The 26,172-nt window shown below is 63.7% G+C and carries 31 protein-coding genes, 2 tRNA genes and 1 pseudogene; 23 read left to right on the top strand and 11 right to left on the bottom strand.

The window, feature by feature from the left end; translation table 11 throughout:
* Window positions 1–240: 240 nt before the first annotated feature.
* Window positions 241–1,041, bottom strand: coding sequence for an IclR family transcriptional regulator (locus tag QCM77_RS42055; RefSeq protein WP_280097130.1), 801 nt, complete (start codon window positions 1,039–1,041; stop codon window positions 241–243).
* Between the two features lie 281 nt (window positions 1,042–1,322).
* Between QCM77_RS42055 and QCM77_RS42060 the strand changes: the two genes are divergently transcribed.
* The 6 genes from QCM77_RS42060 to QCM77_RS42085 are packed head-to-tail and all read left to right on the top strand — an operon-like array spanning window position 1,323 to window position 5,930.
* On the top strand, window positions 1,323–2,288 hold the full coding sequence (locus QCM77_RS42060; protein ID WP_280096732.1) for a Bug family tripartite tricarboxylate transporter substrate binding protein: 966 nt from the start codon (window positions 1,323–1,325) through the stop codon (window positions 2,286–2,288).
* A gap of 3 nt (window positions 2,289–2,291) precedes the next feature.
* Window positions 2,292–2,909 carry a flavin reductase family protein gene (locus QCM77_RS42065; RefSeq protein WP_279663263.1) on the top strand — a complete coding sequence of 206 codons (618 nt, stop codon included), beginning with the start codon at window positions 2,292–2,294 and terminating at the stop codon, window positions 2,907–2,909.
* Between the two features lie 43 nt (window positions 2,910–2,952).
* Window positions 2,953–3,813, top strand: a complete 861-nt coding sequence (locus QCM77_RS42070) for a fumarylacetoacetate hydrolase family protein (protein ID WP_279663262.1) — start codon at window positions 2,953–2,955, stop codon at window positions 3,811–3,813.
* Window positions 3,814–3,816: 3 nt separating this feature from the next.
* Window positions 3,817–4,620 carry a 2-oxo-hept-4-ene-1,7-dioate hydratase gene (gene hpaH / locus QCM77_RS42075; RefSeq protein WP_280096733.1) on the top strand — a complete coding sequence of 268 codons (804 nt, stop codon included), beginning with the start codon at window positions 3,817–3,819 and terminating at the stop codon, window positions 4,618–4,620.
* Between the two features lie 25 nt (window positions 4,621–4,645).
* Window positions 4,646–5,041, top strand: coding sequence for a RidA family protein (locus QCM77_RS42080; RefSeq protein WP_279687968.1), 396 nt, complete (start codon window positions 4,646–4,648; stop codon window positions 5,039–5,041).
* Between the two features lie 13 nt (window positions 5,042–5,054).
* Window positions 5,055–5,930 carry an amidohydrolase family protein gene (locus QCM77_RS42085; protein ID WP_279687969.1) on the top strand — a complete coding sequence of 292 codons (876 nt, stop codon included), beginning with the start codon at window positions 5,055–5,057 and terminating at the stop codon, window positions 5,928–5,930.
* Window positions 5,931–6,104: 174 nt separating this feature from the next.
* On the opposite strand, the gene QCM77_RS42090 is transcribed toward QCM77_RS42085, so the two are convergent.
* The gene (locus QCM77_RS42090; protein ID WP_280096746.1) at window positions 6,105–7,100 is read right to left on the bottom strand and encodes an LLM class flavin-dependent oxidoreductase; all 996 of its coding nucleotides are present in this window, start codon (window positions 7,098–7,100) and stop codon (window positions 6,105–6,107) included.
* Window positions 7,101–7,394: 294 nt separating this feature from the next.
* Here QCM77_RS42090 and QCM77_RS42095 point away from each other — a divergent pair, with 294 nt between their 5' ends.
* The 3 genes from QCM77_RS42095 to QCM77_RS42105 all read left to right on the top strand — a co-directional run bounded on the left by QCM77_RS42095 (window position 7,395) and on the right by QCM77_RS42105 (window position 9,231).
* Window positions 7,395–7,898, top strand: a complete 504-nt coding sequence (locus QCM77_RS42095) for a peptidase associated/transthyretin-like domain-containing protein (protein ID WP_279687971.1) — start codon at window positions 7,395–7,397, stop codon at window positions 7,896–7,898.
* Between the two features lie 11 nt (window positions 7,899–7,909).
* On the top strand, window positions 7,910–8,530 hold the full coding sequence (locus QCM77_RS42100) for a ferric reductase-like transmembrane domain-containing protein (RefSeq protein WP_280096734.1): 621 nt from the start codon (window positions 7,910–7,912) through the stop codon (window positions 8,528–8,530).
* Between the two features lie 221 nt (window positions 8,531–8,751).
* Window positions 8,752–9,231 carry a Crp/Fnr family transcriptional regulator gene (locus tag QCM77_RS42105; RefSeq protein ID WP_280096747.1) on the top strand — a complete coding sequence of 160 codons (480 nt, stop codon included), beginning with the start codon at window positions 8,752–8,754 and terminating at the stop codon, window positions 9,229–9,231.
* A gap of 104 nt (window positions 9,232–9,335) precedes the next feature.
* Here the strand turns inward: QCM77_RS42105 and QCM77_RS42110 are convergent, their stop codons facing one another.
* The 3 genes from QCM77_RS42110 to QCM77_RS42120 form a co-directional block, all read right to left on the bottom strand.
* A complete protein-coding gene (locus QCM77_RS42110; protein WP_280096735.1) occupies window positions 9,336–10,016 on the bottom strand; it encodes a Fic family protein in 681 nt (226 codons plus the stop codon).
* Window positions 10,017–10,023: 7 nt separating this feature from the next.
* Window positions 10,024–10,197, bottom strand: coding sequence for a hypothetical protein (locus QCM77_RS42115; RefSeq protein WP_279663250.1), 174 nt, complete (start codon window positions 10,195–10,197; stop codon window positions 10,024–10,026).
* An 899-nt stretch (window positions 10,198–11,096) separates the two neighbouring features.
* A tRNA-Thr gene (locus QCM77_RS42120) sits at window positions 11,097–11,171 on the bottom strand.
* A gap of 319 nt (window positions 11,172–11,490) precedes the next feature.
* Here QCM77_RS42120 and QCM77_RS42125 point away from each other — a divergent pair.
* From QCM77_RS42125 to QCM77_RS42145, 5 genes are all read left to right on the top strand, one after another.
* Complete coding sequence (locus QCM77_RS42125; RefSeq protein WP_279687974.1) at window positions 11,491–11,715, top strand: hypothetical protein; 225 nt, start codon at window positions 11,491–11,493, stop codon at window positions 11,713–11,715.
* A 41-nt stretch (window positions 11,716–11,756) separates the two neighbouring features.
* Entirely contained in the window at window positions 11,757–13,463 is a 1,707-nt protein-coding gene (locus QCM77_RS42130) for an FAD-dependent oxidoreductase (RefSeq protein WP_279663370.1), read from the top strand.
* A 268-nt stretch (window positions 13,464–13,731) separates the two neighbouring features.
* On the top strand, window positions 13,732–14,040 hold the full coding sequence (locus QCM77_RS42135) for an EthD family reductase (protein WP_279663248.1): 309 nt from the start codon (window positions 13,732–13,734) through the stop codon (window positions 14,038–14,040).
* A 234-nt stretch (window positions 14,041–14,274) separates the two neighbouring features.
* Window positions 14,275–14,784 (top strand): hypothetical protein, encoded by a 510-nt coding sequence (locus QCM77_RS42140; protein ID WP_280096736.1) that lies wholly within the window; start codon window positions 14,275–14,277, stop codon window positions 14,782–14,784.
* 19 nt (window positions 14,785–14,803) lie between these two features.
* The gene (locus QCM77_RS42145; protein WP_279663246.1) at window positions 14,804–15,628 is read left to right on the top strand and encodes an alpha/beta fold hydrolase; all 825 of its coding nucleotides are present in this window, start codon (window positions 14,804–14,806) and stop codon (window positions 15,626–15,628) included.
* Window positions 15,629–15,634: 6 nt separating this feature from the next.
* Here QCM77_RS42145 and QCM77_RS42150 read toward each other — a convergent pair whose 3' ends face one another.
* On the bottom strand, window positions 15,635–16,288 hold the full coding sequence (locus QCM77_RS42150; protein WP_279663245.1) for a TetR/AcrR family transcriptional regulator: 654 nt from the start codon (window positions 16,286–16,288) through the stop codon (window positions 15,635–15,637).
* 82 nt (window positions 16,289–16,370) lie between these two features.
* Here QCM77_RS42150 and QCM77_RS42155 point away from each other — a divergent pair.
* The 9 genes and pseudogenes from QCM77_RS42155 to QCM77_RS42195 all read left to right on the top strand — a co-directional run bounded on the left by QCM77_RS42155 (window position 16,371) and on the right by QCM77_RS42195 (window position 22,488).
* Window positions 16,371–17,308, top strand: a pseudogene (locus QCM77_RS42155) (SDR family oxidoreductase).
* Between the two features lie 26 nt (window positions 17,309–17,334).
* Window positions 17,335–17,994, top strand: coding sequence for an NAD(P)H-binding protein (locus QCM77_RS42160; protein ID WP_280096748.1), 660 nt, complete (start codon window positions 17,335–17,337; stop codon window positions 17,992–17,994).
* A gap of 83 nt (window positions 17,995–18,077) precedes the next feature.
* Complete coding sequence (locus QCM77_RS42165; protein WP_280096737.1) at window positions 18,078–18,515, top strand: DUF2948 family protein; 438 nt, start codon at window positions 18,078–18,080, stop codon at window positions 18,513–18,515.
* A gap of 259 nt (window positions 18,516–18,774) precedes the next feature.
* Window positions 18,775–20,070, top strand: coding sequence for a histidinol dehydrogenase (gene hisD / locus QCM77_RS42170; protein ID WP_280096738.1), 1,296 nt, complete (start codon window positions 18,775–18,777; stop codon window positions 20,068–20,070).
* Window positions 20,067–20,564 carry a UPF0262 family protein gene (locus tag QCM77_RS42175; protein ID WP_279663240.1) on the top strand — a complete coding sequence of 166 codons (498 nt, stop codon included), beginning with the start codon at window positions 20,067–20,069 and terminating at the stop codon, window positions 20,562–20,564. Before hisD ends, QCM77_RS42175 begins: the two co-directional genes overlap by 4 nt.
* A 71-nt stretch (window positions 20,565–20,635) precedes the next feature.
* Window positions 20,636–21,103 carry an arsenate-mycothiol transferase ArsC gene (locus QCM77_RS42180; protein ID WP_280096739.1) on the top strand — a complete coding sequence of 156 codons (468 nt, stop codon included), beginning with the start codon at window positions 20,636–20,638 and terminating at the stop codon, window positions 21,101–21,103.
* A 156-nt stretch (window positions 21,104–21,259) separates the two neighbouring features.
* Window positions 21,260–21,889 (top strand): Maf-like protein, encoded by a 630-nt coding sequence (locus QCM77_RS42185; protein ID WP_280096740.1) that lies wholly within the window; start codon window positions 21,260–21,262, stop codon window positions 21,887–21,889.
* 155 nt (window positions 21,890–22,044) lie between these two features.
* The gene (gene yacG / locus QCM77_RS42190; RefSeq protein WP_007597555.1) at window positions 22,045–22,227 is read left to right on the top strand and encodes a DNA gyrase inhibitor YacG; all 183 of its coding nucleotides are present in this window, start codon (window positions 22,045–22,047) and stop codon (window positions 22,225–22,227) included.
* A gap of 185 nt (window positions 22,228–22,412) precedes the next feature.
* Window positions 22,413–22,488 (top strand) — tRNA-Phe (locus QCM77_RS42195).
* Between the two features lie 137 nt (window positions 22,489–22,625).
* Here QCM77_RS42195 and QCM77_RS42200 read toward each other — a convergent pair.
* The 5 genes from QCM77_RS42200 to QCM77_RS42220 all read right to left on the bottom strand — a co-directional run.
* On the bottom strand, window positions 22,626–22,889 hold the full coding sequence (locus QCM77_RS42200; RefSeq protein ID WP_462804401.1) for a nitrile hydratase accessory protein: 264 nt from the start codon (window positions 22,887–22,889) through the stop codon (window positions 22,626–22,628).
* Window positions 22,890–22,947: 58 nt separating this feature from the next.
* Complete coding sequence (nthA, locus tag QCM77_RS42205; RefSeq protein ID WP_280096742.1) at window positions 22,948–23,568, bottom strand: nitrile hydratase subunit alpha; 621 nt, start codon at window positions 23,566–23,568, stop codon at window positions 22,948–22,950.
* An 11-nt stretch (window positions 23,569–23,579) separates the two neighbouring features.
* A complete protein-coding gene (gene nthB / locus QCM77_RS42210) occupies window positions 23,580–24,302 on the bottom strand; it encodes a nitrile hydratase subunit beta (RefSeq protein ID WP_280096743.1) in 723 nt (240 codons plus the stop codon).
* A gap of 27 nt (window positions 24,303–24,329) precedes the next feature.
* Window positions 24,330–25,328 carry a CobW family GTP-binding protein gene (locus tag QCM77_RS42215; protein ID WP_280096744.1) on the bottom strand — a complete coding sequence of 333 codons (999 nt, stop codon included), beginning with the start codon at window positions 25,326–25,328 and terminating at the stop codon, window positions 24,330–24,332.
* 129 nt (window positions 25,329–25,457) lie between these two features.
* Window positions 25,458–26,172 (bottom strand): MFS transporter (locus QCM77_RS42220; protein ID WP_280096745.1); only part of this gene is annotated, 715 nt, incomplete at its 5' end.

Below are 26,172 nucleotides of genomic sequence, written 5' to 3' on the forward strand. Positions count from 1 at the left end.
CAAAACCCGCCGGAAGCTGCGCACTCACCTCCGGCCAATGATCCAAAATCTCAGGACGAATCTTCATCCCAAGCTTGAATCATATCGAGATTCTTTGTGTCCAGAGCTAAACCTAGCGCGAATGAGGGTTGGGGTGAGGGGCTCTATCCGCGAAGACGGTGACCGTCGGATTCGCGGAGGCTCCCCTCACCCGCCGCGCTTTGCGCGTCGGCCTCTCCGCGCACGCGGGGAGAGGCGAAGCTAGCCCCGGATCGCCTGCTCGATGATGCGCGCCTCCCGCAGCAATATCTCCGCGACCTCCTGCTCGCGGCGCGGGCCGAGCCTCGTCCGAACGGCGGAGACGGTGATCGCAGCAGCGGGGCGGCCGTCCGGCGTCTTGATCCAGGTCGAGATCGATTTCGTGCCCTGCACCAGGCCGATCTCCCGCATGTTGTATCCCCGCCGTCTCGCGGCGGTGACCTGGCCCAGCAGCGTCGCGACGTCGGTCCGGTAGGCCTCCAGTCTCTTCTCGTTGGCCGCGACGATTTTTCGCGCGTCCTGCGCCGGCATGGCGGCGAGGATGGCGACGCCTGCGCTGGAGACGCCGAGCGGCCGGCGCGCGCCGACCTCGATCGACAGCACCTGGATCGGATAGACGCCGATCCTGCGATCGACGCACAGCGTGTCGTTGCCGGTCCGCACCGTCAGGAACAGCGTGTCGCCGATCTCGATCGACGCACGTTGCAGCGACGGATTGGCGGCGATCAGCAGCCGCGACGGCCGGGCCCGTGCGAGCGCGAGCTCCGGCACCTGATTGCCGATCGCGTAGCGGCCGGTTCGGTCGTGCCGTTCGACGATGCCTTCCTCGATCAGCACGTGGACGATGCGATGCACGGTCGGACGGGTGAGGCCGGTCGCCCGCACCACCTCGGCCAGCGGCACGCCGTCTTCGCGGCCTGCTGCAAGAATGCGCAGCACCGCGAGCGCGCGCCGGATCGCCTGCGCGCCCTGTCGCGGTTCCGTCATGCGGCGGGCGGATTTCGAGGGAGTGGTCTTGTCCATAATATGGACAAGAACGCCACAATTCACTCGACAGGTAAAGCGCGCATCTGGAGATTGCGCTCCGATCGGGATGCCATAAGCAAAGTCTGGGCATTCGACGTCGAATTCGAAGACTTTGGAATTCGAAGACTTGGAATTCGAAGACTTGGAATTCGAAGACTTGGAATTCGAAGACTTGGAATTCGAAGACTTGGAATTCGAAGACTTGGAATTCGAAGACTTGGAATTCGAAGACTTGGAATTCGAAGACTTGGAATTGAAAGCGCCGCCGGGAGGTTAACATGAGATTAATCTGGATTGCCATAGCTGCCGCAGCGGCGATGTTGGCGGGACCGGCGTCGGGCCAGCAATGGCCGGCGCGCAACGTCAAGCTGATCGTGCCCTATCCGGCCGGCGGCAATGTCGACAGCGCGGCGCGCATCATCGCCGACAAGCTCCAGGAAAAGCTCGGCCAGCCCTTTATCATCGAAAACAAGGCGGGTGCCGGCGGCATGATCGCGGGCGAGGCCTTCGCGAAATCTGCGCCCGACGGCTACACGCTGTTCGTCGGCGCCAACGGCCCGGTGCTGTTCGCGACCGAGATCAACAAGCGCGACGCCTACAGCTGGAAGAAGGACTTCCTGCCGATCACGACGATCTCGATGACGCCGCTGGTGCTCGAGGTGCATCCGTCCGTGCAGGCGACGACCTTCAAGGAATTCATCGACCTCGCCAAGCGCGAGCCGGGCAAGCTGACCATGGCCTCGCCCGGTCCCGGCACCACCAACCATTTGCTCAGCGAGCTGATGCAGTCCAGCCTCGACCTGCAATGGGTCACGGCGCACTATCGCGGCAATGCGCCCGCGGTCAACGACCTGCTCGGCGGGCAGGTGCAGTTCGCATTCGACCAGCTCACGGTCAGCCTGCAGCACATCAAGGCCGGCCTGTTCCGGGCGCTGGCCGTCACCAGTCCGCACCGCCTGAAGTCGCTGCCTGACGTGCCGACCTTCGCCGAACTCGGCTACAAGGACTTTGACGGCCAGACCTTCACCGGCCTGTTCGCGCCGGCAGGCACGCCGGCGCCTGTTATCGACAAGCTGCACGAGGCGCTGACCGCGATCCTGAAAGACCCCGCCGTGGTCGACAAGTTCGAGAAGCTCGGCGGAGAAGCCGTCGCGATGACGCCGGACGAGTTCAGGGCCTATCTCGAGCGCGAGGACGCCAAATGGATTCCGATCGTGCGCAAGGCCAACATCAAGGCGGATTGATCGATGCGGATCGACCCCACCGAGCTCGGCGCCGAGCGCATCTACCGGCTGATGACCGGCATCGTGGTGCCGCGCCCCATTGCCTGGGTGACGAGCCTGTCGCGCACGGGTGTGCTCAACCTCGCGCCGTTCAGCGCCTTCACCTTCGTCTCGCAGAAGCCGCCGATGTTGGCCATCAGCGTTGGCCGCAAGGGCGCCGACTACAAGGACACCGCGCACAACATCCTCGACACCGAGGAATACGTCATCCACATCGCCGATACCCCGCTGATGCAGGCCGTGCACGACAGCTCCGTCGAGCATCCGCCTGAGATCAGCGAGGTCGCCGAGCTTGGGCTCGAGACGCTTGGCTGCGAGCGCATCAAGGTGCCGCGGCTTAGCATTGCACCCGTCGCGATGGAATGCCGCTTCCGGCAGTGCCTCGAATTCGGCGACGCCCGCAGCCGGCTGATCGTCGGCGAGGTCGTGATGTTCCACATCCGCGACAGCCTCGTGAACGACGGCAAGGTCGAAACCGCGGCGCTCGACCCGATCGCGCGCATCGGCGGGCCGCGTTACGCCCGGCTCGGCGAGATCGTGACGCTGCGCGGCGTGTTCCAGACTCCCAAATCGACCGACTGAGCGCGCTGACCCGGGCGCACCTCAAGACCATTGGAGAACGACAATGCGACTCGTGAGCTATCTCTTGGACGGAGAGGCGCACTATGGTGCCGCCATCGAAGGCGGTGTCGTCGATCTGACCACGCGGATCGGCCGCGACTTCTCCGACGTGAAGTCGCTGATCGCGGCCAATGCCCTGGCCGACGCGCAGGAAGCCATTGCCGGGCAAAAGCCGGACCACGCACTCGACGATCTCGTGCTGCTTCCGCCGGTGCTGGCGCCGGAAAAGCTCTGGTGCATCGGCGTCAACTACGCCGAGCGCAATGCCGAATACAAGGACAGCTCGGAGCTGCCCAAATATCCCAGCCTGTTCGTGCGCAGCATGTCCTCGATGACAGGCTCCGGTCAGCCGCTGGAGAAGCCCAGAGTTTCGGACCAGCTCGACTACGAGGGCGAGCTCGTCATCGTGATCGGCCAGGGCGGCCGCCACATTCCGCGCGACAAGGCGTGGGCGCACATCTTCGGCATGACGCTGTGCAACGAGGGCACGATCCGCGACTGGCTGCGCCACGGCAAGTTCAACGTCACGCAGGGCAAGAACTTCGACCGCTCCGGCAGCATCGGTCCGTGGATCGTCACCGCGGACGAGCTCGATCCGCGTGGGCCCCATGACATCATCACGCGCGTCAACGGCGAGGTGCGGCAGCAGGACACGACCGAGCGGCTGATGTTCCCGTTCGATTTTCTGATCTCCTATCTCTCCACCTTCGCAACCCTCAAGCCCGGCGACATGATCGTGACGGGCACGCCGACCGGGGCGGGTGCCCGCTTCGACCCGCCGCGCTGGCTGAAAGTGGGCGATGTCGTCGAGGTCGAATCCAGCCGCATGGGCGTGCTGCGCAACACCGTCGCCGCGGAGAGTTAACTCATGCTGGATGCGACCACGATCGAACGCCTTGCCGCGCGCCTCGACGAGGCTGAGCGCACCAAGACCCTGATCACGATGTTCTCGAAGGACTATCCCGATTTCAGCATCGAGGATGCCTATGCCGTTCAGCGCGCCTGGACCAAACTTCAGATCAGTCGCGGCCGGGTCATCAAGGGCCACAAGATCGGCCTGACCTCGAAGGCGATGCAGAACGCGGTCGGCATTTCCGAGCCCGACTACGGCGTGTTGTTCGCCGATATGTTCTATGCCGACGCCACGCCGATTCCGTTCGACCGTTTTCACGCGCCGCGGATCGAGGTCGAGCTCGCCTTCGTGCTGAAGGCGCCGCTGCGCGGGCCCGATTGCACCATCTTCGACGTGCTCAACGCCACCGACTACGTGACCCCGGCGCTGGAAATTCTGGAGACGCGCATGCACCGCGTCGATCCCGAGACCGGCAAGCCGCGAAAGGTCATGGACACGATCTCGGACAACGCGGCCAACGCCGCGCTGGTGCTCGGCGGCCGCCCCTTCCGCCCGATGGATGCCGACATGCGCTGGATCGGCGCGCTGTTGTTCCGCAACGGCGAGGTCGAGGAAACCGGGCTTGCCGCCGGCGTGCTCAATCATCCCGCCAATGGTATCGCCTGGCTCGCCAACCACCTCGCGCCGCATGACGAACATCTCGCCGCCGGCGAGGTCGTGCTGGCGGGATCGTTTACGCGGCCGGTGGACATCCGCCGCGGCGACACCTTCCACGCCGACTACGGCGCGTTCGGCTCGGTGTCGTGCCAGTTCGTCTGAACAAGCAATAAAGAGGGAGCGCACCATGACCGGTCAAACGCGACGCAAGAGCATCCACATCGGCGGCTTCAAGCATGCCAATCCGATTCCGAACGCCTGCCGCATCGGCAATCTCGTGATGTCGGGCGTCATTCTCGGCCGCGATGGCGCGACTGGCGTGATGCCTGAGAGCCTGGAGGCGCAATGCGCCAACATGTTCGCGCATATGAAGGCGACGGTGGAGGCCGCGGGCGGCGCGACGGACGACATCATCAAGATGACGGTGTGGCTGAAGGACCGTACGCAGCGCGGCCCGGTCAATGTCGAGTGGCTGAAAATGTTTCCGGACGAGCATTCGCGTCCGGCGCGCCACGCTCTGCCGATGGACAATATGGACGGCGGCGCGCTGGTGCAGTGCGACTTCACTGCCGTGATCGACTAAGGGAGCCTGCCGCATGCCGACCTATCTGCCGTTCGACCCGAACCCGCGCCGTCCGGTCAAGGCGCCGCCGCCCAAGACCGTCGACAGCCAGTTTCACGTGCTCGGCCCCGTGGACAAATATCCGGAGCGTCCGGGTGCGGCCTATCGGATGCCGACCGCGACCTGGGAAGCGGCGCTGCGCGTCCACAAGACACTCGGCATCGAGCGCGGCATCATCGTGCAGACGACCACGTATGGCGCCGACCATGCCGTCGTGCTCGACGGTCTCGCCGCGATGGGCCCGAACTATCGCGGCTGCGCCAACGCGCTGGTGTTCGCGGAGGCGAACGACGTTTATCTCGCCAGGCTGCATGATGCAGGTGTCCGCGGCGCGCGCTTCAGCTTCCGCCAGGAGCTCGGCGCCGTGCTGTCGGATGCCGATTTCGCCCGCGCCATCGCGCGGATCCGCGAGCTCGGCTGGTACGTCAAGATCCAGCCGGAGAAGGACGGCATCGTCTCCAGCGTCGCCAAATACGAGAATCTCGACGTGCCCGTGCTGATCGACCACATGGCGCGTCCCGATCCGGAAGCCGGCAAGAACGATCCGAACCTGCGCAAGATGCTCGAGCTGCTCGCCAAGGGCAATTTCTGGGTGATGCTGTCGCTCGGTGAGAAAACCTCGAAGGCCGGCCCGCCCTACGACGACGTGATCCCGATCGCGCGCGCCTATATCGAGGCGGCCGTCGACCGCTGCGTCTGGGCCAGCGACTGGCCGCACCCGGTCTCCGTCAAGCAGCCGCCCAACGACGCCGATCTGCTCGAGCTGATGTACCGCTACGCGCCTGATGAGGCGACGCTGGAGAAGATTTTGGTGCACAATCCGGCAAAGCTGTTCGGGTTTGCGGATTAGGGCACTCGAGGCTTGCCACGGACGCAGTCCTCTCCCTCTCCCGCTTGCGGGAGAGGGAGAGGTGAGGGCTCTTTCCTCTTGGGGATTGTCCCGCTGCGGAGGCACCCTCTCCCTAGCCCTCCCCCGCAAGCGGGGGAGGGAGCGCACCATTATTGCCGCAACAATCGGGCCCGCTCACCCCACCAGCCGGTCCCGCACCTCGGCCGCGATCTCGAACGAGCGCAGCCGCGCGGCGTGGTCGTAGATCTGCCCCGTCGTCATCAATTCGTCCGCACCGGTCTCGGCGATCAGCGCCTTCAGCTTCTGTTCGACCACGTCAGGCGAGCCGACCGCGGAGCAGGACAGCGACTGGCCGACCATGGCCTTTTCCGCCGGCGACCACAGCGCGTCCATGTCGTCGACCGGCGGCGGCAGCGGGCCTGGCGTGCCACGGCGCAGGTTGATGAACTGCTGCTGGAGCGAGGAGAACATGCGTTGCGCCTCGACATCGCTGTCGGCGGCGAACACATTGACGCCGACCATCGCGTAGGGCTTGTCGAGCTGCGCCGATGGTTCGAAGCGCGCGCGATACTCCCGCAGCGCCGGCATCATCATTTGCGGCGCGAAATGCGAGGCGAACGCAAACGGCAGGCCCAGAATCGCGGCAAGCTGCGCACCAAAGGTGCTCGATCCCAGGATCCACAGCGGCACCTTCGTTCCCATGCCGGGCACCGCGCGGATGGTCTGGTTCGGCTGCACATCGCCGAGCAGCGCCTGCAACTCCAGCACGTCCTGCGGAAAATTCTCCGAACTGGTGGCGAGATCGCGCCGCAGCGCCCGCGCCGTGAGCTGGTCGGTGCCCGGCGCACGCCCGAGCCCGAGATCGATCCGCCCGGGATAGAGCGAGGCCAGCGTGCCGAACTGCTCGGCAATGATGAGCGGCGAATGATTCGGCAGCATGATCCCGCCGGACCCGACGCGGATCGTCCTGGTCCCGCCCGCGATATGCCCGATCACGACAGACGTTGCCGCGCTGGCGATGCCCGTCATGTTGTGATGCTCGGCCAGCCAGAACCGTTTGTAGCCCCAGCCCTCGGCATGCTGGGCGAGATCGAGCGAATTGCGAAATGCCTGCGACGCATCGCCGCCCTGTCGGATGGGCGCGAGGTCGAGCACGGAGAAGGGGATCATCTGGGTACCGGAGGAGAGGATCTGCGCGATCATGCGCGTCTGGAACATCACATGTAGTGTCAGCGCGTAGGATGGGTAGAGCACTTGCGAAACCCATCATGCTCGTCATCGAGCAAGGCCTCGATGGGTTTCGCCTCCGCTTGACCCATCCTTGCTACGAAGCTGTTCGAGCGGCCTGCACTCCCGTTCACAACACCGTTATTGCGACCTGGTGCGCCGTTGGTCTTAACTGGGCGCCTCCCTCCTGTTGTTGTACTCTCGGTGGAGCCACTGCACGCGCCAGGAGGAACCGACATGACCATCGTCGTACTCAATCGCCGCAACCTCCTCGCCGCCGGCGGCTCCGTCCTGGCAACCGGCGTCTTGGCAACCGGCTTTTCCGGGCTGCTGTTGCCTGCCCGCGCGGAAGGCCTCGCGCCGACCGATTCGATGTCGGGCGGGGCGAACAACTACCGCAAGGGCGCGGCAATCGTGGAGCGGATCGGCAAGGGCGGCTTCTGGATGAGCGGCACCGTACGCCGCGCCGGCGACGGGGCTCCGCTGGCCGGGCAGCGCATCCAGATCTGGGCGCACACGACCGAAGGGCAGGAGCACGAGCCGCAGAGTCACGGCGCCACGCTGACCGACAAGGATGGCGCGTTCCGGCTCGAGATGCCGCAGATCATTCCCATCTTCGGCCAGCCGCATGGCCACCTCGCCTATGACAGCGGTGAATTCAAAACCGTGTTCCTGCGGCCGGTGATGCGGAGCGCAAAGGAAACCAGCCTCGAGGCGCACTTCGTCCTGCAGCCGGCCTGATCGCATTGGAGATGAAGGGGCGGAGATCGGCCCGGGCGAGCCTGATCTGGGTCGCCCTTACCTTGGCCATTGGCGTGCCGATCGCGCTCGCTGCGGGAAGCGAGCAGCTCGCATGGCGCAGGCCGGTCTACATCCTCGCCGGCTTCGCCGGGATCATCGCGCTCGGTCTCGTGCTCGTTCAGCCTCTGCTGATCGGCGGATATTTTCCGGGCCTGTCGGCCTATCGCGGCCGGCGCGCCCATCACTGGATCGGCGGCGCGCTTGCTCTGGCGGTGGTGATCCATGTCGCCGGCCTCTGGATCACCAGCCCGCCCGACATGATCGACGCCCTGACCTATACATCGCCGACGCCGTTCTCTCCCTTCGGCGTGACCGCCATGTGGGCCATCTTCACCGTTGCTCTTCTGGCGCTACTACGCCGGCGATTGGGATTGCGGCTGCGCACCTGGCGCATCATCCATATTCCCCTCGCGATCGTCATCGTCGCAGGCAGCGTGGCCCATTGCCTGCTGATCGAGGGGACGATGGAGACAATCTCGAAGGTAGCGCTGTGCGCGCTCGTGCTTGCAGCAGCCATCAAGGTCATGGTTGACCTCTGGCGAAAGCGGACGCTGCGCGGCGAGAGTGCGTAGTGCGTAGGATCGGTAGAGCGACTTGTCCGACGTAGCTCGAAGAGCGAAGGCGGAAGCGAAACCCATCGCACTTGGTCTGCGCGGAAGAATGATGGGTTTCGCAAGTGCTCTACCCATCCTACGAAATTTTCGCTGACCGCCTTGTTCAAACACGTTCGGCGTCGTCAGCGCCGATATCTGCTCTGCTTGCCGCAGATGGCCATGAAGCTTATCCTCACGCGATGGTTGTCGCCGCCCCCGATCTGAAAGCGTTCCTGCTCGCGACGCCGTTCTTCGGTGGTCTCACGGACGCGAGTCTCGACCTCCTGATGTCGATGCTGGTCGAGTGCCGATTTGATACCGGAGCAACCGTCGTGACGGAGGGCGAGCCCGGACGCTCGCTGTTCATCGTCAAATCCGGCCGGCTGGCGGTGAGCAAGCGGGCGAATTCGGGGGACGTCATCCCGATTTCCGTTCTGGAGCCCGGCGATTTCTTCGGTGAAATGACGCTGATTGAAATGCAAAATCGCTCGGCCACCGTGGTCGCGGAGAGTCCGACGGTGCTGTACGAGTTGACCGCCCAAAAGCTCTACGCCTGTTACAAGGTCGATATCCATGCCTATGTGATCATCCTGCAGAACATCAATCGCGAGCTATGCCGACGGCTGCGCCGTTCCGACGATCGTTTCACCGCACAGCAGATGGGTGACCACAGTGCGTAGTGCGTAGGATGGGTAGAGCACTTGCGAAACCCATCATGTTTCGTGATCGAGCAAGGCCTCGATGGGTTTCGCTTCACTCTACCTATCGTACGGGCTTTCGCTGGTCAGTGGTAGCTCCGGCTTGAAGGGTTTTGCGCCTCGCCCTTCGCTTGCTTGGCTGCACTGACAAGTTGCTTCGCCAGCATCCCATTCAGCATGTCTTCCAATGCGCTGACGTCCGTTGCGCCGTTAGTCAGGCGTTGGTCGGCCGCTTCAAGAGCGTCGTAGTAGGGCTTCTTGTTTCCAGCGATTTGTTCGGGAATTGTCGGTGCGCCGGGCAGCAAGCTGTCTAGTTTTATGCTCATCACAACGTACGACACCGCCCGGGCGGTGCGGCCGTTGCCGTCGGCAAAGGGGTGGATCCAGTTGAGGCGCCACAAAACATAAGCAGCAAGATGCACCGCTGTCATCGACCAGTTGTCGTTCACGTAGTCGCAAAGGTGCTCGATCTCTTCGGACACGAACGGCGCTTCCGGCGGCTGGTGCTTGCTGCCGTGGATTATCACGTTAGTGTTGCGCCATGTCCCTGCCAACGGATGGATGCCGTTCAAAGCAGCTTGATGCAACTTAAGGATCAAGCTGGATCGCAAACGGAAGGGACGCTCCGGTTCTTTTACAAATGACCGGATCATCTCGAGCGCGAGATCGAACTGGCGGATGCCATTTTCCGCCTCGCGCCGCGCAATTTCATCTGGATCGCTGAGAAGTGGCGCTGTCTCGGCAATGCTATGCCGGTCATCTGCCACGCTTCAACTACTCGCCCGAATGGAGCTTCTTGTCGAGCGCGGCAACCATCTCCCGAGTGATCCGTTCGTTCTCGATATGGGTGTTGCCGTACGCAAAGCTACGGCGCTGTTCGCCCAACTGGTCCGGCGTCATCTCGATGTGGCGAGCTCGCTCAATCAGTTCCTTAAGATCATCAGTCATCGAGCCACTCCCGTTGCCGACGCGACCATAGCGAACGGCTCACGTTCCTGTAAAGTTCCTAATTGCGGGTAAAGGCATGTACGATTTCCGGTGCGGCGTTTAGGTGACACGAGTAGCCAAGTCGAGCCGCCAAGACTGCCCTTAGTCCTCTCCGGGCTCATCCGCAGGGGAGCCAATCGTGTAAGAACATGTGGCCCCTGCGCCTTCGGATGACAAGAGTGGACGCCCGTACACACAGTCAGCGATGACCCGTCGGGCAAAACACCCGCCCCGTCCCAAACCCGTCAATCCCCAACCACAAAAATATTCCACTTTACCGAAATTCGGAATTGCGGTATCCCTCCCGCCATCCCGGTCCAGGGAGAGGGGCGATCGTCCGTCGTAACGAAACGTGGATCGGGGTGCGGTGGACGCGGCAGCGTCGGGCACGCGAAGGGGACCAGGGCGAGATGAACCTCGTGAGGTCTTGGCCAGCGTGCGGACGACCGGCGCTCAAGTTCGGCGAAGCCTCTTGGCGAAGCCGGATGAGCTGCGTACGGCAAAATCGTGTGGTCCTGGCCGTCGTTGCTACGGTCAAGCCTTGCGGAGATGGATCGGGGCCCAACCGGGTCTCGAGGCATCGTCAATTCGCAAGGCGACGGTGACAAAAAGGAACTCGTCGCCGGGGAGAGCGCGGCATAAGCCGTCAACCCACTGCGCAGGGAAGGCCGAGTGTTCGGCGTCACCTGTATGCTGCTGTGCGGTTTTTCTGCGTGTGCTTTTGCGCAGCGGACCGCGGGTGCCAGCCGGCACCCGGTCTTCCCTGCACCCTCTTCACGGAAGAGGGTTACGGAGAGAAGCAAAACTCGGGCGTTTGATGCCGCGAGACTGCTGATCTGTGCGTGATTTGACCCAGGGAATGGTGCTGCCAGACAGGATTGAACTGTCGACCTCTCCATTACCAATGGAGTGCTCTACCACTGAGCTACGGCAGCATGTGCTGGGATCGAGAATCGGCCGCCACGAGGGGCCTACCAAGCGGGCCGATATCTGCCACAAGCCCCCCTCCTGTGCAAGCTTGCAGGTCCCGCCAAAACGATAAAATCGGGTCGATATCGAGGCCAAAATGCTTGTTTTGGCTCGAAACGGCCGACTTCCCGCGGATTCGGGTTGCGATATCCCCACCCAACTGGCCAGTTGCCCGACGCGCCGGATTCGATCCATTTCGAGTTTCGCACGATCTGATCGCGCGGGCCTCTTGAGCTGCCACGTTCATTGGGCATGTTATCGTGGGATCACTGTAATGGACCCGTGATGGCTGACGAGACCGACAAGCGCACGAAGCAGGATTCGAGGCAGGACTCGAGACAGGCGAGGGCGTCCCGGGACGATCGGCTGAAATCGGCGCTGCGCGAAAACCTGAAGCGGCGGAAGGTGCAGGCGCGCGAACGCGCCGCAAGCACTGAGCCCTCGCAGAACGAAGATGATTCCCTAGATGAGGGGGCCGCCGGCAAGACCGCCGACAAGACCGGCAGTTAGAATCCGGCGGCTGGAAACTTTTGGAGTTAAGTGACGTGGCAATGGGGCAGGACGAATCGCAACGAACCGACAGGGAGGCGCTGATGGCGCAGTTCTCGCGCCCCGAGCAGACCTTTCCGACACTGGTGCCTGCCGAGATCGAGCGCCTGCGCCATTTCGGCGAGCTCAGGCAATATAAAGACGGCGAGCTCCTGTTCGAGACCGGCAAGCCCGGGCCGGGCATGTTCGTGGTGCTGTCAGGCCAAATTGCCATCACCCAGCGCGACGGGCTCGGCCACGTCACGCCCGTGATCGATCAGGGTCCCGGGCAATTCCTGGCCGAGCTCGGCCAGCTCTCGGGACGGCCGGCGCTGGTCGACGGACGCGCCGAGGGCGATGTCGAGGTGCTCCTGGTTCCGCCGGACCGGCTGCGCGCGCTGCTGGTGGCCGAAGCCGATCTCGGCGAACGCATCATGCGCGCGCTCATCCTGCGCCGGGTCAGCCTGATCCAGGGCGGCGTCGGCGGCCCCGTGCTGATCGGACCGTCGAATTCCGCCGGCGTGGTGCGCCTGCAAGGCTTTCTCACCCGCAACGGCCAGCCGCATCATCTGCTCGACCCCAATAGCGAGCATGACGCCGCCGAGATGATCGCGCGCTATTCCCCGAAGCCGGAGGATTGGCCGCTGGTCGTCACCGCCGACGGCACCGTGCTGCGCAATCCCAGCGAAACCGCGCTCGGCCGCGCCATCGGCATGATCGGCGGGGCGAAGGATGACCGCATCTACGACGTCGCGATCGTCGGCTGCGGGCCGGCGGGACTTGCGACGGCGGTCTACGCGGCCTCCGAAGGTCTCTCGGTCGCGGTGCTCGACACCCGCGCCTTCGGCGGGCAGGCCGGCGCCAGCGCGCGCATCGAGAATTATCTGGGCTTTCCGACCGGCATCTCGGGCCAGGCGCTGGCGGGCCGCGCCTTCACCCAGGCGCAGAAATTCGGCGCCGAGATCATGATCCCGATGTCGGTGAGTTCGCTGGATTGCTCGCGCAGTACCGGTACGTTCGCGCTGGCGCTGGATTGCGGCGACACCTTGCGCTCGCGCGCGATCGTGGTCGCAAGCGGCGCGCGCTATCGCCGCCCCGAGATCGAGAACCTCGACAAATTCGAAGGCCGCGGCGTCTGGTACTGGGCGTCCCCGGTCGAGGCGCGGCTTTGCGCCGGCGAGGAGGTCGCTCTTGTCGGTGCCGGCAACTCGGCGGGGCAGGCCGCCGTGTTCCTGTCGGGCCACGCCAAGCGCGTGCTGATGATCATCCGCGGCGGCGGCTTAGGGGCCAGCATGTCGCGCTATCTCATCGAGCGCATCGAAGCCACGCCGAACATCGAATTGCTCTTCAACACCGAGATCACGGCGCTCGAAGGCGACGAGGCCTCGCTGCTGCGTCGCATCCGCTGGAAGAGCCGGCTCTCGACCGACGAGGATTTTGCGGACGTCCGCAATCTCTTTCTGTTCGTCGGCGCCGATCCCGCCACCAATTGGCTCGACGGCTGCGGCGTGACGCTCGATCGCGGCGGCTTCGTCGTGACAGGCGCGCAGTCCGAGCAGAACCAGGGCCGGCTGGTGTCGCCGCTGGAGACCTCCGTGCCCGGCGTCTACGCCGTCGGCGACGTCCGCTCCGGCTCGGTCAAGCGCGTCGGCGGCGCCATCGGCGAAGGCGCGCAGGTCGTGGCCTCCCTGCACGGCTTCCTCGGCGACGCCGCAAAACCGGCGCTTTAGAGCACGATCCGGAAAAGTGTGCAGCGGTTTTCCGACAAGATCGTGCTCAAACAATGAGTCAAGTAGAAGACAAGCGAATGGCAAGTCGAATCTGACTTGCCATTGCGCGCGTTGATGCAGACTATCTCCTCATCCTGAGGAGCGCGGAACGCGCGTCTCGAAGGATGAAGGCCCGGATGCAACAGCCGGGCCTGCATGGTTCGAGACGGCGCTCGCGCGCCTCCTCACCATGAGGGTCTAAAAACAATAGGATTCAAGGGAGGACTAAATGGCTGAAATCGTCGTGCTCTACAAGACGCCCAAGGATGCTGCGGCCTTCGACAAGTACTATGCCGAGACCCACATTCCGCTTGCCAAGAAACTTCCCGGCCTGAAGAAATACGCCATCAGCAAGGGGCCGGTCGGCTCCCCCACTGGGCCTTCCGGAATCCATCTCGTCGCCATTCTCACCTTTGACAGCGCGGCCGACATCCAGGCGGCATTCGCTAGCCCGGAAGGCAAGGCGACCGGCGCTGACGTGCCCAAATTCGCCAGTGGCGGCGCCGACCTGCTGATCTTCGACACCAAGGAAGTCTGAGACGCGTCGCATCGGCCCGCCGAGCGCGGGCCGATGTTGCGGCGATCGATTCAACTTTCGTCGAAAGCCTGCTGTCGTTTGTGACGGCGCTGCAAAAAATTCAGCCATGCATTTGTCGATTCGCACGACGACGCATGGCTGCGCACGCATGTGCGGTGCCAGTGCATGTGGCAATTCGATGAGGACCGTAATATTTATCTCTCCGAACTCGATGCAGAGAGTAGGAGAGATGTCATGGTTCTTGGGTTGAGCCTGCCCGCCTTCACGTTGGTCCATGTCATCATCAGCCTGATCGGCATCGCCGCCGGCCTCGTCGTGATGTTCGGCTTGCTCGGCTCGAAGCCGATGCCGGGCCTCACCGCGATCTTCTTAGCGTTCACGATCCTCACCAGCGCCACCGGCTTCCTGTTTCCGTTCAAGGAGCTGCTGCCGTCGCATATCATCGGCATCATCTCGCTGGTGCTGCTCGCGATCGCCTGCATCGCGCTGTACGCCATGAAGCTCACCGGGTTCTGGCGTCCGGTCTATATCGTGACCGCGATGATCTCGCTGTATTTCAACGTCTTCGTGCTGGTGATCCAGTCGTTCCTGAAGGTGCCGACGCTCGCCGCGCTTGCGCCCGCCGTGCCACCGGCGCCGCCAGGAGGCCCCGTATTCGCCGTGGTGCAGGGCATCGTGCTGGTGTTCTTCGTGTTGCTCACCATCGGCGCCTGGCGCCGCTACAAGCCGATGGCATTCGTCTGATCGTTCAAGGAGCCTAGCAATGCCCACCATCACCACCAAAGACGGCGCCGAGATCTTCTACAAGGACTGGGGCGCGGGCCAGCCGATCGTGTTCAGCCATGGTTGGCCGCTGTCGGCCGACGATTGGGACACGCAGATGATGTTCTTCGTCACCCACGGCTACCGCGTCATCGCGCATGACCGCCGCGGCCACGGCCGTTCGTCGCAGGTCGCGGACGGCCACGACATGGATCATTATGCCGATGATCTCGCGGCCGTGACCGCGCATCTCGACCTCAAGAACGCGATCCATGTCGGCCACTCCACCGGCGGCGGCGAAGTGGTGCACTACATCGCGCGCCATGGCGAGAGCCGGGTGGCGAAGGCCGCGATCCTCTCCGCAGTGCCGCCGCTGATGGTGCAAACCGCGGCCAATCCCGGTGGCCTGCCGAAGAGCGTGTTCGACGATTTCCAGGTGCAGCTCGCGGCCGGCCGCTCCAGCTTCTACCGCGACATCGCCGCCGGTCCCTTCTACGGCTACAACCGTCCCGGCGCAAAGCCGTCAGAGGCAGTGATCCAGAACTGGTGGCGCCAGGGCATGATGGGCGGCGCGAAAGCCCACTACGACGGCATCGTCGCGTTCTCGCAGACCGACTTCACCGAGGATTTGAAGAAGATCACCGTGCCGGTGCTGGTGATGCATGGCGACGACGACCAGATCGTGCCTTACGCCGACTCCGCGCCGCTGTCGGCCAAGCTTTTGAAGAACGGCACGCTGAAAACCTACAAGGGCTTTCCGCACGGCATGCCGACGACGCACGCCGAGACCATCAACGCGGACCTGCTGGCGTTCTTCAAGGGGTGAGCGGCCTCACGCCAATATCGCCCTGATCGCATCGAAGGTGCGCTTGACGAAAGCTTCCGGCTTCTCCCGCGCCCCTTCGCCGATCCAGCTCTCGCCGCCGACGCGCATCGCGCCGGTGGCAATCATGGCGACGAGCCGCGCCTTCAGCCGGTCCGATTTGTTTCTGGCGCGCTGGGCGAGGCCGTCGGCCAAGGCACGCTCGAGCTTCTCGTATTTGAGCTGGTCGCGTGCCTGAAGCGCGGGATTGTCGCGCTTGAGCCGCGACATCGCCGCCGCCTCGGCTGGATCGATCCGCTTGACCGCCGCCGCGATCGCGTTCTCCGCCGCGGTCAGCATGGTTTCGCCCGCGGGCCGCGCCACGACCTCCGCGACCAGCGCGGCGGCTGCGCCTTCCTGCCAGGCCGCGACCACGTCCTCTTTCGAGGCGAAATAATGGAAGAAGCTGCGTCGCGAAACGTCTGCCGCGGCCGCGATGTCGTCGATGGTCGTGGCCTCGAAGCCGCGCTCCAGGAATAGCGCCATCGCCGCGCGGGTCAGCCGCCCGCGGGTCTCTTGCAATTTACGCTGGCGCAGGCCGGGGCCCTCGGGGGATTTTGCTCCTGCCGGCAATGGCTTGGTGCGCCTGTTGACTGATTTCCTGGCGACCTTCGAAACCTTCAAATCACTCACCTCTTGCAAAGTTGCACCGAGTGCACATTTAGACCCGTCGCGGGCCTTTTCCCAGCCCCGACGGAGCTATGGCATGACCGACTGGACCACGGCAGACATCCCCCTCTCAGCGGCAAGACCGCCGTCGTGACCGGGGCGACGGGCGGCCTCGGCTACGAGACGGCGATGGCGCTGGCGGGCGCCGGTGCCATTGTCATACTCACCGGGCGCAACGACGCAAAGGGCTTGCGCGCGATCGAGGGCATCTGCGAGCGCTTTCCCAACGCATTGATCGCCTACGAGCATCTCGACCTCGCCAGCCTCGCTTCCGTCGCCGATTTTGCCAGGCGCTTTGCCGCCGGCAACGAGCAGCTCGACCTGCTCGTCAACAATGCCGGCGTGATGGCGCTGCCGAAGCGGCAGCAGACGGCGGATGGTTTCGAGATGCAGCTCGGCACCAACTATCTCGGCCATTACGCGCTGACGGCGCGGCTGTTGCCGCAGCTTCGCCGGGCGAAGGCGGCTCGAATCGTCAACCTCTCGAGCCTCGCGCACCGCTCCGGCGCGATCGATTTCGACGATCTGCAAGGCAAGCGCTCCTATCGTCCCTGGCGGGCCTATTGCCAGTCCAAGCTGGCGATGCTGATGTTTTCGCTGGAGTTGCAGCGCCGCAGCCTTGCCGCCGGCTGGGGCCTGACGAGCCTTGCCGCACATCCCGGCTACGCGCGGACCGATCTCATTCCGAACGGGCCGGGCACCAGGAGCTTGCAGTCGCGTGTGAGCCGCTGGCTACAGCCCTTCATTAGCCAGTCTGCCGCGGAAGGCGCGCTGCCGACCTTGTTGGCGGCGACCTCGCCGGCAGCGGAGCCCGGCGGCTATTACGGTCCGAACTGGTTCTACGAATTGAAAGGGCCGCCGAGGCCGGCGAAGATCATGTCGCAGGCAAAGGATTTCGCCTCGGCAGCCATGCTGTGGGATGTCTCGGCGACGTTGACCGGTATATCCTTCGACGAGATCGCGGCCGCCGCATGAACCGCGACGCCGTTGGGGACGTCCCGATGCAGATCATCATCTTCGGCGCGACCGGCATGGTCGGGCAGGGCGTTTTGCGTGAGTGCCTGGTCGATGCCGGCATCGACCGCGTCCTCGTGGTCGGCCGCAGTCCGACCGGCATGCGCAACGCCAAGCTCACGGAAATCACACACGGCGATTTCACGGACTACTCAGTGATCGAAGCGCAGCTCACCGGCTTCGACGCCTGCTTCTTCTGCCTCGGCGTCTCCTCGATCGGCATGAGCGAGGAGCGCTACCGTCATCTCACCTACGATCTCACGCTCGCGGCGGCGACCGCGCTGGCCCGGCTCAATCCGCAGATGACATTCGTCTATGTCACGGGCGCCGGCACCGATTCCACCGAGCAGGGTTCGCGGATGTGGGCGCGGGTCAAGGGCAAGACCGAGAACGATCTGCTCAAGCTGGCGTTCAAGGACGCCTACATGTTCCGGCCCGGCGCGATCCAGCCCCTGCACGGTGCCCGTTCCAAGACCGCGTGGGTGCAGGCCGTCTACAATGTGAGCTGGCCGCTGTGGTCGGTGCTGCGCCGGCTCTCGCCGCGGCTCGTCACGTCGACCGAGCAGATGGGCCGCGCCATGATCCGGGTTGCCCGGGAGGGGTATCCGCGGAAGGTGCTGGAGATGGAGGATATCAATAGCCTCTAGTCCAGTGGGGGCGTTTAGTTCTGAGGAAATTTCGGCGCCCGCGTGCGTTGAACCCCGCCCGTCCGAAGGAGAAAGCGCCAGCGATGTCTCGCCAGCTCAAACTGATCGCGCTCGACGCCGACGACCTCGCCGTGATCTCGGCCCACGTCCAGGACGCCCTCGTGCAGTCCTCGGACATCATCTGGCGGCAAAGCGAAAAGCGGCTGGTGGTCGGCATGAGCCGGTTGGACTGGGAGCAGACGCTGGACGGCGAGGCCGAGCCGCGCAGGCTGATGGCCGCCCTCCGTTTCGACCGCGTGCTTGCCTGCAAGTCGCGCAACATCGACCTCGCCGCGCCGGACACGATTCTGGACCTCGTCGGCATCGAATTCCACGGCCAGGACGCCCCCGGCGGCAGCACGCTGCTCCTGTTTGCCCAAGGCGGCGCCATCCGCCTCGACGTCGAATGTCTGGAATGCGAGCTGACTGATCTGGAGGCGGATGAGCTGGGGACGGGGTTGGAGGTTGAAGGGGAGGGGTAAGGTGGCATGCCAAGGCCACGCATTCGCTGTCGTCCTGGCGAAAGCCAGGACCCATAACCCCAAGGCTTGGTTGTTGAAACGAGATGTGGCCCAATTCCGCCTCCTCACATCCGCTGGTGGTAATGGGTCCTGGCTTTCGCCAGGACGACGCCGGAGGGGAACGGCCCGGCCCAAGGGTTGACGCAGCTTCCCCGCCGCGCCATTGAGCAGGGGGTGCGGTGAGCCAAACCGCGCGCCCAAAAACCAGTTAGAAGCCAAGATGCCCGTTCGTCTCGACCGCAGCAGCGCCGATTTTGACCAGCAATTTGGGGCGTTCCTCGCCGCCAAGCGCGAGGCCTCGGCCGACGTCGAGGCCGCCGCGCGTGCCATCGTTGACGACGTGGCGAAGCGGGGCGATGCGGCGCTGCTCGAGGCCACGGCAAAGTTCGACCGGCTGACTCTGGATGCATCTGGCCTGCGCGTCACCGCCGCCGAGATCGAGGCCGCGGTGAAAGCCTGCGATGCCGCGACGCTGGATGCGCTCAAGCTCGCGCGCGACCGCATCGAGACCTATCACCGCCGCCAGCTGCCGAAGGACGAGCGCTTCACCGACCCGCTCGGCGTCGAGCTCGGCTGGCGCTACACCGCAATCGAATCCGCCGGCCTCTACGTGCCCGGCGGCACCGCGGCCTATCCCTCCTCGGTGCTGATGAATGCGGTGCCGGCCAAGGTCGCCGGCGTGGCGCGTCTCGTCATGGTGGTGCCATCGCCGGACGGCAAGCTCAATCCGCTGGTGCTCGCCGCAGCAAAGCTCGGCGGCGTCAGCGAGATCTACCGCGTCGGCGGCGCGCAGGCGGTTGCCGCGCTCGCACATGGCACCGCGACGATCGCGCCGGTCGCCAAGATCGTCGGGCCCGGTAACGCCTATGTCGCCGCGGCAAAACGGTTGGTGTTCGGCAAGGTCGGCATCGACATGATCGCCGGTCCCTCGGAGGTGCTGGTCATCGCCGATGACACCGGAAATGCCGACTGGATTGCCGCCGACCTGCTGGCGCAGGCCGAGCACGACGCCAGCGCGCAGTCGATCCTGATCACCGATTCCGCGCGCCTTGCCGCCGATGTCGAAAAGGCCGTCGAGGCGCAGTTGAAGACGCTGCCGCGCGCCGCGATCGCCAGCGCCTCGTGGGCCGATTTCGGCGCCATCATCATGGTGAAGAACCTTGCCGACGCCATTCCGCTCGCGGATGCGATTGCCGCCGAGCATCTCGAGATCATGACGCAAGATCCCGACGCGCTCGCCGCAAAGATCCGCAACGCCGGCGCCGTGTTCCTCGGGCCGCATACGCCGGAGGCGATCGGCGACTATGTCGGCGGCTCCAACCACGTGCTGCCGACGGCGCGCTCGGCACGGTTCTCTTCGGGCCTCTCGGTGCACGATTTCCTCAAGCGCACCTCGATCCTGAAATGCGGCCCGGATCAGCTGCGTGCGCTGGGTCCGGCCGCGATGATTCTCGGTAAGGCGGAGGGGTTAGATGCCCATTCGCGCTCGATTGGATTGCGCCTCAATCTGTCATGACCCAGCCGCCCGAACAGGACGACTCGCAGAATCGCATCGTCGGCGTCACGCTCGACGAGGACTCGATCGGCCGTTCCGGGCCGGACATCGAGCATGAGCGCGCGATCGCGATCTACGATCTGATCGAGCAGAATCTGTTCGCACCCGATGGCGCGGACGGGAAGGGGCCGTTCACGCTGCATATCGGCATCACCGGCAGCCGGTTGATGTTCGACATCCGCCGCGAGGACGGCACGCCCGTGGTCGCGCATCTGTTGTCGCTGACGCCGTTCCGCCGGATCGTGAAGGACTATTTCATGATCTGCGACAGCTACTACCAGGCGATCCGCACTGCGACCCCGGACAAGATCGAGGCCATCGACATGGGCCGCCGCGGCATCCATGACGAGGGATCGCGTACGCTGCAGGAGCGCTTGAAGGGCAAGGTGCGCGTGGATTTCGAGACCTCGCGCCGGCTGTTCACGCTCATTACTGTTCTGCACTGGAAGGGTTAGGGCATGATCCCGAAAAGTGCGCAGCGGTTTTCCGACAAGGCCATGCCCTCTACCAAAAGAGGCTAAGCGCGATGGCGGGTCCGCCACGCGCACGCGATCCGCAATCGGTGCTGTTCGCCTGCGCGATGAACAGCGTGCGCTCGCCGATGGCCGAGAGCCTGCTGCGGCACATGTTTCCGCAAGGCCTCTACGTGAAATCGGCCGGCGCCAGGCGCGGCGAGCTCGACCCGTTCGCGGTGTCCGTGATGGCTGAGCTCGGCCAGGACATCTCCACCCACAAGCCGCAGACCTTCGAGGAGCTGGAGGATTGGGAGGGGCTGAATTTCGACCTGATCATCACGCTGTCGCCGGAGGCGCACCACAAGGCCCTGGAGCTGACCCGGACGCTCGCCGCCGACGTCGAGTACTGGCCGACGCATGATCCCACCACCATCGAAGGCAGCCGCGACCAGAAGTTAGCTGCCTATCGCGACGTCTGCGACCAGCTCCTGCTGCGCATCCGCCGGCGGTTTTCGAAGGTGGGCGCGGCAAGCGGGTAGCATGCGGCGCCCGTAACATCCGCGTCACAGAGCGCAGGCACACGCGTCCTGTGCCCGTCGAATCAGTAAAGTCCGGGTTCCCGGGTTGTGAAATCAGCCCCCGTCCGATAGGTTCCGCGCGCAATTCACCCCCTGCTTCATCCCCCAAATCACCTGATGCTCGGCCGCCCCAAATTCGTTCTTGCCTCCGGTTCGCCGCGGCGCCTGTCGCTGCTCAACCAGGCCGGCATCGAGCCGGACGCGCTCCGGCCTGCCGACGTCGACGAGACGCCGAAGCGGGGCGAGCTGCCGCGCGCCTGTGCCAACCGGCTCGCGCGGGCCAAGGCCGATGCGGCGCTCAAATCGGTGCAGCTCGACGACGAGCTGCGCGGCGCCTTCATCCTCTCCGCCGACACGGTGGTGGCGGTCGGCCGCCGCATCCTGCCCAAGGCCAACCTGGTCGACGAGGTCGCGCAGTGCCTGCGGCTGCTGTCGGGCCGCAACCACCGCGTCTACACCGCGATCACTCTGGTGACGCCGCGCGAGGCCTTCCGCCAGCGCCTGGTCGAGACCCGGGTCCGCTTCAAACGCCTCTCGGAGGACGACATCCAGGCCTATATCGGCTCCGGCGAATGGCGCGGCAAAGCCGGCGGCTACGCCGTGCAGGGCATCGCCGGCTCGTTCGTGGTCAAGATGGTGGGGTCCTACACCAACGTGGTCGGCCTGCCGCTCTACGAGACCACCACGCTGCTCGGCGGCGAAGGTTTCCCGATCCGCTTCGGCTGGCTCAACGCCACCGCCGTGTGAGCCGAACAGCCGCTCCTGCAAAAATCTCGAAAACAACCCCATGCACAGTAGAATTGGCCCCGCGGGAGCTGGCCGGGACGCCTGCGCTTCCGCCGGAGGAACCGCTTTGGCGACAGGCTCTTGAACTCCCTCACCCCGTGTAAGCTGTGCACCTTATGGACGACCAGGTGAAAAAGCCCGCAAGCCCCCTCAAAACCTGCCCGATCTGCGGCAAGCCGCAGTCCGAGGCGACCCGCCCGTTCTGCTCCTCGCGCTGCCGCGACGTCGATCTGAACCGCTGGCTGAAAGGCTCCTACGTCATTCCCGGCCGGGATGACGAGGCAGATGGAGAAGAATAACCCTGTTGTATCAATTATTTAAATTCTCGATGCGCCGCCGCGCGCCGTTCCCTCCGAGCCCCGTCCCGCCTTGTGCACAGCCGGGCCGCGCCCCGCAAAGCCATCGGCGAAGCGTGGGTGGACAGGCAGCCTTCAGCCCACTATAAACCGCCCGCTCGATGGGCTTTGGCCCCTCTTTGGAGCACGCCCAGGTAGCTCAGTTGGTAGAGCATGCGACTGAAAATCGCAGTGTCGGTGGTTCGATTCCGCCCCTGGGCACCAAAACTACGCCTTTCCGCGCTGGAAACGATCTCGTACGATTGCGTTCTTGGGTCGAAAGCCCAACTCGACCGCAGCCGCAGAGGTCGCTGAATGTATGCGCTCTGGGGGCCCGCTGGATCGAGCCGACAACAAGGCGCCTAGAAAGTCGCCCGGGCCGATTGGTCGATCAAGCCGGATCGTTGCACCATCTGCTCAATGACGGTGAGCCAGATCTCGTAGTAGTCCCAGCTTGGGTCGGTCTTGTCGTGGGTGGCCTCCCAAGCGGCGATGCTTGATATCATTTCCGAACGGAAATCCTCCCATTCGAACAAGCCTTGTTTGGAGAGAGCAAGCGCCAGCCCGAATGCCTGGCGCTCCCAGGGCGCGCCGAAGCAAAGGCTTCCGTTGTCCTTGGGTGGCATGTCGGGCCTCCCCAACATGCTTCCCAGGGCAAAATGCTCGAAATTCGCTTGCATGGCGTCAGGTGCTCGGCGGCTTGACGATCGCGACGCCCATCATCGACTCAGGTGTGACAAGAGCTGCCAGTTGCTCTTCGCTGAAGCCGTCGGTGCCTGCCGGTCGTTCCGGGACAACGAACCAGCGGATCTGGGCGCTGCTGTCCCAGGTCCTGATTTCCTTTTCCGGCGCAATGTTCAGGCCAAATTCGCTCAGCACTTTGCGGGGCTCGCGCGCAGCTCGCGCGCGGAACGAAGGATCCTTGTACCAATAGGGCGGCAGGCCAAGAATCGGCCAAGGATAGCAAGAACAGAGGGTGCAGATGATGAGATTGTGCACCTCCGGCGTGTTGATCGCCGCTTGCATATGCTCGCCTTCGGCGCCGGCTCCCTTGGTCACGAAGTTCATTTGTTCGACTGCAGCCATGGTGTCTTCGGCCAGTATCTTCTTGAACGCCGGATCGACCCACGCTTTCGCAACGAGCTTGGCGCCATTGAACGGGCCCATTTCGGTCGCGAAGATCGCCATGATCTTGTCCACCGTCTCGCGGGTGATGACGCCTTTCTCGATGAGCAGGGCCTCCAGCGCGCGGACGCGCGCCGCATTCAGCGTTTCTCGGTCCGTGGAATACTCGAAACGTTGCATCGTGGGGCTCCTCAGGATGCGGTGGCTGGTTCGAGGTAGGCCTCGAACAGGTCTGCGTAGAAGGTAAAATTCTGCTCGGTATTCCCTGGCCACAGTGTTTCGGGGTCGAATTTGACGCAGTAGACGGGCATTGCCTTGCCGATTCCGTCCGGCCCGGTGTCGCAAAGGTAGGCGTAAGCGTCGGGATACACGCTATCGATTATGCCCGCCTTGTTCCGAAGATGTCCTGGCAAGCGAGTGTGATCGACCGATTTCGGATCGGCGACGCAAACGGCGTCGCCGGGCACGAAGCGCGGTTGCGTTGAGCGCTCTCGTTTCGGATCGTCGCCGATCAGCAGATATTTCCGCACGCGAGCGTCCACCGCGGCGTCTCCGCCTTTCGGCATCACGGGGGTTGTCGTCAAGAAGGTTTTGGTTCGCGCGTCGAGTTCTGTCTGAGTGATGTAACCCATCGCGACGAAATAGGCCGAGATTCCGCCAAGCCACTTTTCATAATAGCGGAATTTGAAGTAATCGAACGGATTCATCGATTCTGCGCCCTTGCGCAGGTCGGCCCAGGTCCATTCGGTGTTGAATGTACTTGGCGTCGTTTCGAGATCGAGTTGCGGGCTCAGTGCCATCATCGCCGTGTGGATGCCGAAGATTCTCTCCTCCCAGGCTTCCACGAACACACGCGTTTCGAGTGAAATCGGATCGAGACCTTCGAGGCCTCCTAGATAGTGTTGCAACTTCATTGTTGCGGCGCCCTCTTTTGGGTTTGATCACATAACCAGACTGGTATCTGACAAGGTCAGATCGGCAATCTCATTTCGAATTCGCGTTGCATCGAGCCTTCTTCCGATGAAGACGATCGCGCTGGTGCGGTGCTCATTCGAGGCCCAAGCCCTGCCTGGTCGACCTTCGAGTGTCATATGGACTCCATGGAAAACCCAACGCCGGGCCTCGCCCGTCAGCGACAGGATACCCTTGCAGCGGAGAAGGGTTTCACCATTCTCCAGGACAAACATATTGAGCCACCGGAAGAAGCGAGGCCCGTCGAGGGCGCGTTCTTCGCGTACTTCGACACTCACCACTGAGGAGTCGTGCTCGTGCTCGAGCTCGGAGAGCAGCAGTGGTTCGATGGACAAGCAGTTTTTCAAATCGAAAGCCTTGACGTCGACGATCGAGGCGACGTCTACCCGACCGTCGATCGCTCCGACCATCGGAGCCATCGGATTTATGGTCCGAATAGTCGACTCGCATCTGGCGCGTGCGTCTTGGTCGACAAGATCCAGCTTGCTTATCACCACGACGTCGGCGAAGGCGATCTGCTCGGCCGCGACGTTCTCGCCGGAGCCCTGATCGGCGAGCCACCGGTCTATATTGATGGCGTCGACCACTGTCACGACCGCATCGAGCGCCGTGACTTCGGAAAGTACCTCGTCGACAATAAAGCTTTGAATCACGGGGGCTGGATCGGCCAACCCGGTAGTCTCGATGAGGATGCGGCGGATTGGCCTTGTTCCTGAGAGGAGATTGGTGATCGTCGAAACAAGATCCGTGCGGACCGTACAGCAGATGCAGCCGTTGTTGATCTGGAGAATCTCCTCCTCAACCCCGACGACCAGCTCGGCGTCGATGCTGATCGCTCCGAACTCATTCACGATAACCGCCGAGTCGGCCATCAAGTCGCTTTCGAGCAATTTATTCAGCAGCGTCGTCTTGCCGGATCCGAGAAAGCCAGTGAGGATAGTGACCGGAATTTTTTGTGATGTTGCCATTGTTGCCGCCAGATTGTTCCAACGCGTGTCGCATGTCTGATGCAGTGTGGGATGCGCCGCTTGAGTGGCGTCATCGCAACGAGGACCTGCGACGGCGAGATTCGACGTCGCAGGTATGCGATTGCGCGATTACCCGCGGATGTCGCGACCACGGGTTTCCGGCAGCAAGAGTGCCCCGATGATCGCGGTCAAACCGGCAACCGCGATCGTGTACCAAAGCCCGCCGAAGATGTTGCCGGTCGCAATGACGACTGTCGTTGCGACGAACGGAGCAAAACCGCCGATCCAGCCGTTCCCGAGCTGCAGGGCGACGGACACGCCGCTGTAGCGGATCTGGACAGGAAAGAGTTCGACCAGGAGAGCCCCAAGCGGCCCGTAAACCATCGTCGCCAGGAACACCAAAGCGAACAAGATGGCGATCACCATCGGACCGTTGGGCTGAGCCGGCGACTTCGCCGACGGGAGGCCTCGTTCGGTCAGCTCCTTCAGAAGCTTGGCTCCATCGAAGGCGGTCGCCAGATCGTCGTTGATCTGGACGCTAAGGGATGCAGTATCGGCCTTCACGACGTATGGGACGGCATTCGCAGTCAGGAATGCCTTCACGCGCGTACATTCCTTCGTCGCTTGGGGGCGGAAGAGCTGAGCAATCCAGGACTGATCCTCGCCGCAGTCGTCGCCGTGTACGACCACCGAAGTGTTGGCGCGGAATTCTGCAAGCGCCGGATTGCCGTAAGTCGCAAGACTCTGGAATAGCGGCATGATCAGCAGGGCAGATAGGGCGCATCCCGTGACAACGATCCACTTGCGCCCCACCTTGTCGGAGAGCCAGCCGAAGAACAGGAAG

This window comes from Bradyrhizobium nivariense (genome assembly GCF_029846695.2).
Classification (GTDB): Bacteria; Pseudomonadota; Alphaproteobacteria; order Rhizobiales; family Xanthobacteraceae; genus Bradyrhizobium.

Excerpts from the sequence above, each read along its gene's own strand:
- QCM77_RS42055 (WP_280097130.1), bottom strand. The coding sequence starts at position 1,041 with ATGGACAAGACCACTCCCTCGAAATCCGCCCGCCGCATGACGGAACCG.
- QCM77_RS42060 (WP_280096732.1), top strand. The coding sequence starts at position 1,323 with ATGAGATTAATCTGGATTGCCATAGCTGCCGCAGCGGCGATGTTGGCG.
- QCM77_RS42065 (WP_279663263.1), top strand. The coding sequence starts at position 2,292 with ATGCGGATCGACCCCACCGAGCTCGGCGCCGAGCGCATCTACCGGCTG.
- QCM77_RS42070 (WP_279663262.1), top strand. The coding sequence starts at position 2,953 with ATGCGACTCGTGAGCTATCTCTTGGACGGAGAGGCGCACTATGGTGCC.
- hpaH (WP_280096733.1), top strand. The coding sequence starts at position 3,817 with ATGCTGGATGCGACCACGATCGAACGCCTTGCCGCGCGCCTCGACGAG.
- QCM77_RS42080 (WP_279687968.1), top strand. The coding sequence starts at position 4,646 with ATGACCGGTCAAACGCGACGCAAGAGCATCCACATCGGCGGCTTCAAG.
- QCM77_RS42085 (WP_279687969.1), top strand. The coding sequence starts at position 5,055 with ATGCCGACCTATCTGCCGTTCGACCCGAACCCGCGCCGTCCGGTCAAG.
- QCM77_RS42090 (WP_280096746.1), bottom strand. The coding sequence starts at position 7,100 with ATGATCCCCTTCTCCGTGCTCGACCTCGCGCCCATCCGACAGGGCGGC.
- QCM77_RS42095 (WP_279687971.1), top strand. The coding sequence starts at position 7,395 with ATGACCATCGTCGTACTCAATCGCCGCAACCTCCTCGCCGCCGGCGGC.
- QCM77_RS42100 (WP_280096734.1), top strand. The coding sequence starts at position 7,910 with ATGAAGGGGCGGAGATCGGCCCGGGCGAGCCTGATCTGGGTCGCCCTT.
- QCM77_RS42105 (WP_280096747.1), top strand. The coding sequence starts at position 8,752 with ATGGTTGTCGCCGCCCCCGATCTGAAAGCGTTCCTGCTCGCGACGCCG.
- QCM77_RS42115 (WP_279663250.1), bottom strand. The coding sequence starts at position 10,197 with ATGACTGATGATCTTAAGGAACTGATTGAGCGAGCTCGCCACATCGAG.
- QCM77_RS42125 (WP_279687974.1), top strand. The coding sequence starts at position 11,491 with ATGGCTGACGAGACCGACAAGCGCACGAAGCAGGATTCGAGGCAGGAC.
- QCM77_RS42130 (WP_279663370.1), top strand. The coding sequence starts at position 11,757 with ATGGGGCAGGACGAATCGCAACGAACCGACAGGGAGGCGCTGATGGCG.
- QCM77_RS42135 (WP_279663248.1), top strand. The coding sequence starts at position 13,732 with ATGGCTGAAATCGTCGTGCTCTACAAGACGCCCAAGGATGCTGCGGCC.
- QCM77_RS42140 (WP_280096736.1), top strand. The coding sequence starts at position 14,275 with ATGGTTCTTGGGTTGAGCCTGCCCGCCTTCACGTTGGTCCATGTCATC.
- QCM77_RS42145 (WP_279663246.1), top strand. The coding sequence starts at position 14,804 with ATGCCCACCATCACCACCAAAGACGGCGCCGAGATCTTCTACAAGGAC.
- QCM77_RS42160 (WP_280096748.1), top strand. The coding sequence starts at position 17,335 with ATGCAGATCATCATCTTCGGCGCGACCGGCATGGTCGGGCAGGGCGTT.
- QCM77_RS42165 (WP_280096737.1), top strand. The coding sequence starts at position 18,078 with ATGTCTCGCCAGCTCAAACTGATCGCGCTCGACGCCGACGACCTCGCC.
- hisD (WP_280096738.1), top strand. The coding sequence starts at position 18,775 with ATGCCCGTTCGTCTCGACCGCAGCAGCGCCGATTTTGACCAGCAATTT.
- QCM77_RS42175 (WP_279663240.1), top strand. The coding sequence starts at position 20,067 with ATGACCCAGCCGCCCGAACAGGACGACTCGCAGAATCGCATCGTCGGC.
- QCM77_RS42180 (WP_280096739.1), top strand. The coding sequence starts at position 20,636 with ATGGCGGGTCCGCCACGCGCACGCGATCCGCAATCGGTGCTGTTCGCC.
- QCM77_RS42185 (WP_280096740.1), top strand. The coding sequence starts at position 21,260 with ATGCTCGGCCGCCCCAAATTCGTTCTTGCCTCCGGTTCGCCGCGGCGC.
- yacG (WP_007597555.1), top strand. The coding sequence starts at position 22,045 with ATGGACGACCAGGTGAAAAAGCCCGCAAGCCCCCTCAAAACCTGCCCG.
- QCM77_RS42200 (WP_462804401.1), bottom strand. The coding sequence starts at position 22,889 with ATGCCACCCAAGGACAACGGAAGCCTTTGCTTCGGCGCGCCCTGGGAG.
- nthA (WP_280096742.1), bottom strand. The coding sequence starts at position 23,568 with ATGCAACGTTTCGAGTATTCCACGGACCGAGAAACGCTGAATGCGGCG.
- nthB (WP_280096743.1), bottom strand. The coding sequence starts at position 24,302 with ATGAAGTTGCAACACTATCTAGGAGGCCTCGAAGGTCTCGATCCGATT.
- QCM77_RS42215 (WP_280096744.1), bottom strand. The coding sequence starts at position 25,328 with ATGGCAACATCACAAAAAATTCCGGTCACTATCCTCACTGGCTTTCTC.